At 47.7% G+C, this 9,630-nt stretch carries 10 protein-coding genes and 1 pseudogene; 5 read left to right on the top strand and 6 right to left on the bottom strand.

From position 1 onward, the window contains the following. Together WBA89_RS04535 and WBA89_RS04530 are read left to right on the top strand one after the other, a co-directional pair. Nucleotides 1–112: pseudogene (locus tag WBA89_RS04535) on the top strand (photosystem II q(b) protein); the annotation flags it as partial. Between the two features lie 402 nt (nt 113–514). Beyond that, nucleotides 515–1,276 carry a GerMN domain-containing protein gene (locus WBA89_RS04530; RefSeq protein WP_424404340.1) on the top strand — a complete coding sequence of 254 codons (762 nt, stop codon included), beginning with the start codon at nt 515–517 and terminating at the stop codon, nt 1,274–1,276. Nucleotides 1,277–1,486: 210 nt separating this feature from the next. Here WBA89_RS04530 and WBA89_RS04525 read toward each other — a convergent pair whose 3' ends face one another. From WBA89_RS04525 to efp, 3 genes are all read right to left on the bottom strand, one after another. Further along, complete coding sequence (locus WBA89_RS04525; RefSeq protein ID WP_424404338.1) at nt 1,487–1,615, bottom strand: hypothetical protein; 129 nt, start codon at nt 1,613–1,615, stop codon at nt 1,487–1,489. A gap of 12 nt (nt 1,616–1,627) precedes the next feature. Then, nucleotides 1,628–2,182, bottom strand: coding sequence for an acetyl-CoA carboxylase biotin carboxyl carrier protein (gene accB / locus WBA89_RS04520; protein ID WP_424404336.1), 555 nt, complete (start codon nt 2,180–2,182; stop codon nt 1,628–1,630). 199 nt (nt 2,183–2,381) lie between these two features. Further along, a complete protein-coding gene (gene efp, locus WBA89_RS04515) occupies nt 2,382–2,939 on the bottom strand; it encodes an elongation factor P (RefSeq protein ID WP_424404335.1) in 558 nt (185 codons plus the stop codon). A gap of 377 nt (nt 2,940–3,316) precedes the next feature. On the opposite strand from efp, the gene WBA89_RS04510 reads away from it, so the two are divergent. Both WBA89_RS04510 and WBA89_RS04505 read left to right on the top strand, forming a co-directional pair. Further along, nucleotides 3,317–4,438 (top strand): peptidylprolyl isomerase, encoded by a 1,122-nt coding sequence (locus WBA89_RS04510; RefSeq protein WP_424404342.1) that lies wholly within the window; start codon nt 3,317–3,319, stop codon nt 4,436–4,438. Between the two features lie 273 nt (nt 4,439–4,711). After that, a complete protein-coding gene (locus tag WBA89_RS04505; RefSeq protein ID WP_424404333.1) occupies nt 4,712–5,026 on the top strand; it encodes a hypothetical protein in 315 nt (104 codons plus the stop codon). 221 nt (nt 5,027–5,247) lie between these two features. Here WBA89_RS04505 and WBA89_RS04500 read toward each other — a convergent pair whose 3' ends face one another. The 3 genes from WBA89_RS04500 to WBA89_RS04490 all read right to left on the bottom strand — a co-directional run bounded on the left by WBA89_RS04500 (nt 5,248) and on the right by WBA89_RS04490 (nt 6,983). Next, nucleotides 5,248–5,721, bottom strand: a complete 474-nt coding sequence (locus WBA89_RS04500; protein WP_424404331.1) for a phycobilisome protein — start codon at nt 5,719–5,721, stop codon at nt 5,248–5,250. A gap of 200 nt (nt 5,722–5,921) precedes the next feature. Continuing rightward, nucleotides 5,922–6,188, bottom strand: a complete 267-nt coding sequence (locus WBA89_RS04495) for a hypothetical protein (protein ID WP_424404330.1) — start codon at nt 6,186–6,188, stop codon at nt 5,922–5,924. 93 nt (nt 6,189–6,281) lie between these two features. Then, a complete protein-coding gene (locus WBA89_RS04490; protein WP_424404329.1) occupies nt 6,282–6,983 on the bottom strand; it encodes a V4R domain-containing protein in 702 nt (233 codons plus the stop codon). 298 nt (nt 6,984–7,281) lie between these two features. On the opposite strand from WBA89_RS04490, the gene WBA89_RS04485 reads away from it, so the two are divergent. After that, nucleotides 7,282–9,099, top strand: a complete 1,818-nt coding sequence (locus WBA89_RS04485; protein ID WP_424404328.1) for a peptidase C14 — start codon at nt 7,282–7,284, stop codon at nt 9,097–9,099. Nucleotides 9,100–9,630 lie beyond the last annotated feature (531 nt).

Raw genomic sequence — 9,630 nt, 5'->3', positions numbered from 1 at the left:
TAACTTGGGTATGGAAGTAATGCACGAGCGCAACGCTCACAACTTCCCGCTCGACTTGGCTGCTGGTGAAACAACTCCCGTAGCAATGGTTGCTCCTTCTATCAACGGCTAAGTTTTAGTCTGAGATTACAATTAGCGCTCCTAGAAATAGGGGCGCTTTTTGTTTGGGAAAAAAGATTTTATCCACCTCAATCTTCCTTCTATCCGTTAAATCCGTTCAATCCAGCTCGCGCGCTGGTTGCCGAACTTTCTTTCATGCGGGATTTTTTTATGATTGCGATAGAATATAGCGACTAGGCCGATCGAGATACTGTGACATACTCCACCCACAAAACCTCATATAATGGTCTAGGATTCCAGTAGTCGGATTCAAAATATGTTGGACTTGCCGTAGAGTGTTCGCTACTAGCAATGCAATTGTGTCAATTCCAGAATCTAACCATAGACAAATGTAGCTGATCGGGAGTCGCTCCTCACCGTCCCAAGCGCTCTATTTCTAAGGAGGATTTGTATTATGAAAGATGGACAAGAAGTACGCCGCGTCTCCACAGCAGTCATTGCCGGTGTTTGCGGGTTCGCTTTAGTGGCGGGAGGGGGCATTGCCTTGTGGGCCGCGAACCGTTCGCCAAACCCGGCAGGCACGCAGTCTTCCGCTCCGACTACCGCTCCGGCGCTGTCCCCAATTCCTGCGGAATCCCCTGCAGTAATTATCCCCGTACCCCCTCCAAATCCTGTCGGGGTGCCGCCTGCTCAGACACCGGCTCAAACGCCCCAAGCTCAAACGCCCCAAGCTCTGCCACAGCAGGCTCTGACGCGCCAGCCGCCACAGCCTTTGCAGCAGGCGGCTGGCGAGACAGTCCAAGTCTACTGGGTGAAAGGGGCGAGCGGCAAATTTGAGGCAGTTGCGACGAAAGTAGGTGTCAAACAAGCTGACAAGCCTGAAGCTGCTTTACAAGCTGCTTTTAACAGTTTGTTGGCTGGGCCCAAGGATGCAACGGTTTCTAGCGAAATTCCCAAGGGGACAAAACTCCGGAGTTTGAGTGTCAAAAATGACGGAGTTTATGTGGATTTGTCGGGCGAATTTACTTCGGGCGGAGGCAGCACTTCGATGACTGGCCGGTTAGGGCAAGTTATCTATACGGCTACGAGTTTAAAACCGAATACCAAGGTTTGGATTTCGGTGGATGGCAAGCCTTTAGAGCTTTTGGGTGGCGAAGGTTTGGAGGTGGCTCAGCCGAGTACGCGCCAAAGTTTTGACAAAAATTTTCCCCTTTAGGAATTACGAGTCATTAGTTAGGAGTCATTAGTTATCAGTCGTTAGTCATTAGTCTGAATGCAAACAAGTAGGGATCGATCGCTGATAACTGATAACTGATAACTGATAACTGATGATATCGTTGACTCGATCGTCGGAATAATATTTTTGGGAGTGCAGTGCTGGTGGCTGGGGACTGGGGACTGGAAACTGCGGACTAATAACTAATTTTTAATATTCGGCAGTCAGGCTAAATGCCCTAAAGTGCAGGGCTTGCTGTTCGATCCGGGTGGCAAGCCGATCGCACACCATATTGCACAGCTCGAAAATTAACTCGTCCTGCACCTTATTTGATAACAATAAAGCAATCCTTCAATCGGGATTAATTCGCATCAAAACTTGACCGTATTCCACAGGTTCCCCATTTTGCACTAAAATTTCCATCACTTGACCGGACACTTCATCAGCGTCAATTTCGTTCATCAGCTTCATCGCTTCGATAATACAGACTGTCTGGCTGACCTTGATACGATCGCCCACGCTGACAAAAGGTGGCTCATCGGGAGCCGCCGCGCGATAAAAGGTTCCTACCATCGGCGAGATAATTGACACCCATTTGGTATCGACTGGAACAGAAACCGCAGCAGAAACCGCAGGATGGACGGCCGCTGGGGCTACGGCCACTTCCGCTCCTACATTTTCGCCAGCAGCATCCGGTGACGCGGCAGCGGGGTTAGCAACAGCACCCAAGGCGATCGGAGCGATTGTCGCAGCAGCAGGGAGCGCTGCAGCCGTGCCTGGTTCGCTGGCTAGAATGCCTTTGCGTACAGTCAGTTCAAGCTCCCCACTTTTTAACGTCAGTTCCGAAATGCCTGTTTTGTCTAAAACAGTTAGCAGTTCGCAAAGCTGGTTTAAGTCTAATTGCACAGCAGATTCAATGGTAATTAAGAATTGGAAATTGGAAAATTGGAATTGGAAATTTGGAATCGAAAAAAGGTGCGACAAGAAGCTGAGTTTGGGAGCAAAGAGGTCTTTTGCAAGGTTGGAGTGCTAAGTATTGAATTTTTAAGTCTTTAACTCAGAACTCAAAATTCACAACTCAAAACCCTCTTTTTCTCCCTAATTTCTACTCTCTGCCGAGGTACTTGTCTTCACGAGTATCGATCTTAATCCGTTCTCCAATGGAAATAAATAGAGGCACCATAATCTGAGCTCCGGTGGAGAGGATGGCGGGTTTGCTGCCACCGGTGGCAGTATCTCCTTTGACTCCGGGATCGGTTTGTGTCACTTCCAAGACGACAGCATTGGGCAGTTCCACTTCCATGATTTGGTCGTTCCAGCGAAGGATGCTGACTTCCATGCCTTCTGTGAGATATTTGACACGATCGCCTATTTCCTTAGCACTGAGGCGGCTTTCCTCGTAAGTTTCCATATCCATAAAGACAAACTGGTCGCCTTCTTTATAGGTATGCTGCATCGAGCTTTTTTCGAGATTGGCTTGAGGCATAGTCTCGCCAGCCCGGAAAGTTTGTTCTACTACGCTTCCGGTTTGGACGTTTTTTAATTTTGTCCGCACAAAAGCTGAGCCTTTTCCTGGCTTGACGTGGAGGAATTCGACAACCCGCCACACGCCGTTATTCCATTCAATTGAAACACCTGTCCGAAAGTCGTTACTGGAAATCATATAAATTTTTGCGGGCAATCCCGTCGCCGGTGGGCACGGGGGAACTACAACAGTCAGTCGATTTTAGATTTGAGATTTTAGATTTTAGATGTACTTGCAGCATTAAATCTGGGAGCAGGAACCTTAGTCTAAAATGTTCGATCTCTCCACGACAGGAGTCTGGGGATTGTATCCGTTTTTGAGCGGGGTCAGCTTAAAGCCGCAGTCTAGCTGACGGCCTCAATAAGCAATTGGCATTTTATTTTACCGTTGAAAGGGAGCAACTGCTGTACCGAATGCTAAAAAGCTCACTGAGGAACGAAGTTTGTGAACGGGTGCAACGGATAGAAGGCGGGCAGCGCTGTGGGAAGATAGTAAAGGCAATAAAAGTTAAAGTTATGTTGCATTTGCAAAATTTCTCGATCAATAGGTGCAAGCGCTGGCTCAAAACCGCCGCTTTAGCACTCCTGCTGTTGGTACTCTCCCTGAGTTTCACTCCAGTCTCCCATGCCAAACGCCCCAGCAGTATGCCTGCAGGGAATGCGATTACGGACGCGCGGGCGCTGCTGCGCTTCGCTTTACCGATTGACAACAAGACTGTGCGAGAGCTGCAAATCAGTCTGGAAGACATTGGCAACCACATCCGTTCTAAACGTTGGGGCCCCATTAGCAGCGATGTCAGCAAAGCTTCGAGGATTCTCAACCTGCGGGAGTCTGATATTTTAGGGAGTATTCCCCAGGCGAAACAGCCGGAAGCTGAGGCGCTGGTTGCGCGAGTCAAGGAGGGAGTTGCCGAACTGGAAAAGGCTGTTGAGGCTAAAGACAGGGAAAAAGTGATTGACTTGAAAGCCACAATCCTCGCTTCGGTAGGCGAAATCGAAGAGTTGATGGTGACGGAGTTTCCGTTTGAAGTGCCGGCCAAGTATGCCCATCTGCCTCAACTCAAAGGGCGCGCTACTGTGGCTGTGGAAACCCAAAAGGGGAAAATTACTCTTGTGGTTGACGGTTACAGCGCGCCGGTGACTGCTGGTAATTTTGTGGATTTGGTCGATCGAGGTTTTTATGACGGTTTGCCGTTTATTCGATCGGAAGAATCCTATGTTTTGCAAACGGGAGACCCCGAAGGCAAGGAAGTGGGTTTTATTGACCCAGCTACCGGCAAATACCGGAGTGTTCCGCTAGAAGTGCTCGTCAGGGACGAAAAAGAACCTGTTTACGGGATTACTCTAGAAGATGCGGGGCGCTATCGCGACGAGCCTGTTTTGCCTTTTTCAGCTTTCGGTACTGTGGCGATGGCTAGGGAGGAAGCCGATCCCGACAGCGGTTCTTCTCAATTTTTCTTTTTCTTGTTTGAACCTGAACTGACACCCGCTGGTTTGAATCTTTTGGACGGTCGCTATGCTGTTTTTGGTTACGTGATTGAAGGAAAAGAGGTTTTGGAGCAACTGAAGCAGGGAGACAAGATTGTATCTGCTAAAGTGATTAAAGGTAAGGAAAATTTGGTTCAACCTCAAGTTTGATCTGCACGCAAACAAAGATGGCGATTTAAATCGCTGCTTGTCAAACAAAGCCCGCCTCTGCGGGCCTGAAGAATTAATTAAGAACAAATAAACTAGACGGCGGAGGCAGACCCGCAGCATAAAATAAAGACGGCGATGATGGCAATTGCTGCTTGTCAAGCAAAGCCGGCGGAGGCAGCATCGCCGATTTAATCTAATAAGTATAAGTTGAAACAATTTTATTGTTCAGCTCTACTTAAAATCGTTAGTCAATCTCGAAAGTCAATCGTTATTATGGCAATTTTAGAATTTTTATTGGTGATTGGTTTGGGCGGATTCGCAGGCTTGTTGATTGTCAACAATCTGAATGAAAGCAAGCAAAAGCGACAGTTAGATGAGGCTTTTTATCAGTTGTTGGAAAGTCAAAACAGTCAGATGTCGCTGATTCAGTTGGCGGCAAGCGCTAGGGTGGAGGCTGAAGTTGCTCGGGAGTATTTGAACCGGCAAGTTAAAGTTTTTTCGGCGATTTTAGAGGTGGATAATGAAGGGGATACTTTTTATCGATTTCCGAGGTTGCACTTGCCGCCGAGTTCCGCTAAAGAATGGTAAGAAGAAGTTATTAGTTATTTGTTATTAGTTGTTTGTTATTTGTTATTTGTTATTGGTTATTGGTTATTTGTTATTTGTTATTTGTTATTGGTTATTTATTATTGGAACTTACAAATAACAACCCTAAATTCACAAATAACAACTAATAAATAACAATCAACAACGAATAAGAATAACCAATAACAAGTGGCAACTGTTTTTTGAGAGTAGTTACCTGTTACCTACTCTTTATTACCTTGAACAATAATCATTGACTTTGCTTGGTCAAAAAATGGTTGCAATATAGCTCTGGCTTGCTCGGAAAGCAGTTCTTTTAAACGAGTTTCCAGCAGGTTGCAAACAGTGGCTTCGATCTTTATAGTTTGGTGGGCTTCGACTATGCCGGAAACCCAGTCGAGGAGTCGCTGTTCGATAAAATCTCGATCGTTGAGCAGCATTGCCATAGAGCAGTACCGCAAGACTAACAGCCAGTGTTTGAGCGATCGTTCTAAGGTTTCTTCTTTTTCGTCGGGGAATGTTTCTTGTAGCTTGTTGGCTACTGGTTGGAAGATGCTTGCTTCTTTCTCTCGCAAAAATTCGTAAATTTTTAAGCGCTGGGACAGGGTTGCAATTTGACGCTTAAAAGCTATGAGTTCTTCGCCTTTTAGAAAGCGGTTTTCTGCCCGATCCAGCAGCGCCTCAATCTCAGGGTGCATGATTTTAATTAAGTGGTAATCGGTTATTGATAAAAGGCAGTTGGCAGTTGGCAGTTGGCAGTTGGCAGTTGGTGGTTGGCAGTCAACTGTTAACTGTTGACTGTTGACTGTTGACTGTTGACTGTTGGCTGTTGACTAACAACTAACCACTAACCACTAACAACTAACCACTGCCAACTAACCACTACCAACTAACAAGATTAAAACAGGTCAAACAAATCGTCAATGGTGACTTCTGCGGGTTCGGAAATAGAAATTACTGGCAATGGTGGGGGTAGGGGCAGGGCGCCGACTTCGGGAATTCCTTCCCAAGAAATAGCTTGAAAAAAGTCTGCTACCGATCGGGTTAAAGTCAGCACGCTTCCGGGAGTCGAGCCATTTTGGGTTTCTAAAGGTTTTCCCAGCCAATTGTAGTTACTAAAGAAGTCTTGGACAGACTTGTCTAACCATGAAGTTTGACTTTTCATCTTTCTTCCTGCCTGGAGAGACCCACCATCGCACTCTCGATCGCGAGTTGGTAGGAGGAAAGGCAGGGCAGGGTATGTGCCTTTCCAGGTTGTTTACCGCAATATTTCACCGTTTTGCAATCGACTTTCAATATCGCGGGCGTTAGCACCTTCGTTGAGCCAGAATGCTGCTGCATCAATTTTATCTGGGTTGCCGAGGAGGAATTTACAATAGGTTTCTCCCATTGAGTAACATTGGAGTTCTATGCAGCTTAGAGGCTTTTTGACTAGAGATCCGAAGAAACCGGCAAACAAACCGGCGTATAGGTGACAAACAGGTTTGCCAACGTCGCCTAGGGTGCGAGCAACTGCTGAGTCGTAGAGGTTGATGAAGATGCACCCGTGTTTGCGATCGCTCATGTCCACTTCCCAGCGACCCCAACCTTGAGCCGTGAACGGCCACCACCAAGTTTCTAGCAGAAACATGAGATTTGACTGGCGAATATTTTGGCTGAATTCGGCGCTAAACCATTTTTGAAAAAATTCGGAATCTTGGAGTCCCCACTGGCAACCAATAGTATACATGATTACAGAAGAAGCAGGGCCTACTTCTTCTTCGAGTCCTTCTACCAAGCCGATGATGAAGTCTTCGCTAGTGAAAATGTTGCGGGACTCGTTCCAGTCGTTGATTGTACCAAACTGGCGGTCGAAGGCAAAAAAATCCTGAAACCTATAATGGTTGTGACTTTTAGGAAATTTTTTCTTGAGTGGGGACTCGCTGTGGGTGGCAATTTCTTTTTGAACTGTAGAGACCATTTAGCGGGTTACTCCTGTTTTGTGTAGTTTACAAAAAATTAGAATCAAATAGAACAAATAGAGCGGCCTGTGTATCCAATTTAACGCCATTTTTCTGAATAGAGCTATAGAGGATAGTTTTTGAGTGGAATATATTAAGCTGTGAAACTTTGAGGATGTTGAATTTGGGTGCTTTTTGGGACTTCGGCTTTGGGACTACTGCTGTCTGACGCTGGGAGCCGAAAGTGGGTATAAGGTTAAACGAGTATGTGTTATCGTTTTGTGCAAGCTGTTCACTATATATATAGGGTATATGGGGATGAAACATCACGCTTGTATTGCAATAGGCATCAATCAATATCAGTTACTCCAGCCTTTGAGTTATGCCCAAGAGGATGCAGAGGCGCTGTACGGTTTTTTGACTGAGGAGGCTGGTTTTGCGCCGGAGGGATGTCTGCTGATGACGGATAGCTCGCCGTCGCTGTGGGGTCAATCAACGTATCCGAGTCGCGAAAATATTCTGAGGTTGACGCAAAACCTGTGCGCGGAACACCTGCAACAGGGAGATTTACTCTGGTGTTTTTTTAGCGGCTACGGTGTCAGCTATGAAGGGAAGGATTATTTGATGCCGGCTGATGGGAATCCGGCTGACATTCAGGGTACGGGGATTCCGGTAGAGTTGCTGTTGAATACTCTGAAAAATGCTCCTACCGAAAGGGTGTTGGTGCTGGTTGATATGAACCGCAGCCAGATTGTGAAGGCGGGGGAAACGATCGGTTCTCAAACGGCGGATCTGGCGCGGGATTTGGAAATCCCGACGGTGCTTTCTTGTCGCCCGAATCAAGTTTCGCGGGAAACTTCTGCTCTGCGTCAGGGGTTTTTTACGACGGCGCTTTTGGAGGGGCTGCGATCGGGACAGTGCATGACGATTAAGGGTTTAGACCGTTTCTTGAGCGATCGGCTCCCGGAGCTGTGCGACCACCATTTGCGTCCGAAACAAGAGCCTTTGATGGTGGTGAATCCTCCGGGAAAGGCTCATTTGGTGATTTTGCCGGATGCCGGTGGGGTGCCAACTGCTGCGTTGGCCGGACGCAATGGCAATGTGACGGTTGGTGCGGCTGATGGCTTGGATCGCGGGCAAATGGCGGTGGCTACGGCTCGCATCAATCTGCCTAATGCTGCTGGGAGCGCGATTGATGCGCCGGTTGACAGGCTGCCCGTGTCGCAGGCAAATGCTATCCCAGCAGGCGGGGGGGGCGATCGACCGAACTTGCAAAAGCCGGAGGATGCGGATAGCGGCAGCTCGGACAAGTCATTTTTGCAGCAGCTTGTTTTGTGGAGTGGAGCTACGGCTTTGGTGCTGCTGTTGGGTGTTTTTCTGACGAACAGATCCATTTTTATCGGCCAGCAGGAAGCAGAGCCTCCATCGCCTGCTGAGAATGCCCAAAACCCTCCGCCTCAAAAATCTACTGCTGCTATTTTGCCGCAGAAGCAACCGCAGGCGGTGCAAGCAGGGAGTGGAACCAAGCAGGCTCCGTCAAGCCAGCAGGTGTGGGCTGAGGCGAAAACTTTCCTCAAGGATGGTTCGGCTTCTAGTTTTAATCGAGCGGTGGTTAAGGCTCGAACAATTCCGGCTAGCGATCCGCTCTACCCGCAGGCTCAGCAGGATATTGAGCGCTGGAGTTTGACGATTTTGGATATTGCTAACGGGCGGGCGACTCGGGGTGATTTCTCTGGGGCGATCGGGGCGGCTAAATTGATGCCTGATGTCAATAAGGCGGTTTACAATCAGTCGAAAGAGGCGATCGCTCAGTGGGAGGAGCTATCGAAAGAGCAGCAGGTAAATACTACTTTGCTATCGGTGGCTAAGGGTCAAATTAAGCGGGGGGTTGCTTCTTCTTATAGTAAAGGCATCCAGCAAGCTACTGAAATTCAGCCCGGTGAGCCGAAATATGAAGAAGCTCAGCAGTTGATTGGACAGTGGAGCGAAGCTATTCTGAAAATTGCTCAGTTGCGCGGCTCTCAAGGAAAGCTGAAAGATGCGGTTGAAGCTGCTTCGCTGGTGCCGTCGGGTACTAAGAGTTATCAGCCGGCTCAGAAGGCGATCGCCAGTTGGAAAGCTAAGCTGAAACGATAGAAAAAAGGTTGATTTAGTTGATAATTTCCCGGTTTCCACCGGGAAATTATTTTAGCTATAAAAAAGCTGAACTCGCTCTTGACACTGTTAGAGGATACCTACACATTGATTAAAACTCACATCTTGCACCATTGTCAGCAACGGGCTAGAAGCCCGTTCCACAAAGAGTGAATTTCTTGTGGGATGGGCAGGAGAGCCCGTCCATAAAAGGCTTCCACACGAATGGTGCAATATCTGAGTTAAAACCGATAATTTTATCCACCACTTCCCCTCCGCCGATTCTGTCGCAGGGGATTTTTTATGCTGTGGGATTCAGGGGTTTTTGTAGAGTCAAGTATCTCCTGTGAGGTGGTTAATTAATCTGTTTAATTCACGTCCCGGCTCTCGGTAAACGGGGAGCATCACTGGGGCTTTTGTAGTGCGAGCGTCCTCCCTCGGTTGATTGTAGCAGCTTTTCGAGCTCTTGGGCGATCGCAATTAAAGAAAAAAATGCTGTGCGACACAAAAGAGATGCTCCCGGTAAATGCACCC

This window comes from Microcoleus sp., from assembly GCF_049646505.1.
Lineage (GTDB): Bacteria > Cyanobacteriota > Cyanobacteriia > Cyanobacteriales > Microcoleaceae > Microcoleus.
The sequence above is the reverse complement of the archived record's forward strand: the minus strand, read 5'-3'. Positions and strand labels throughout refer to the sequence as shown.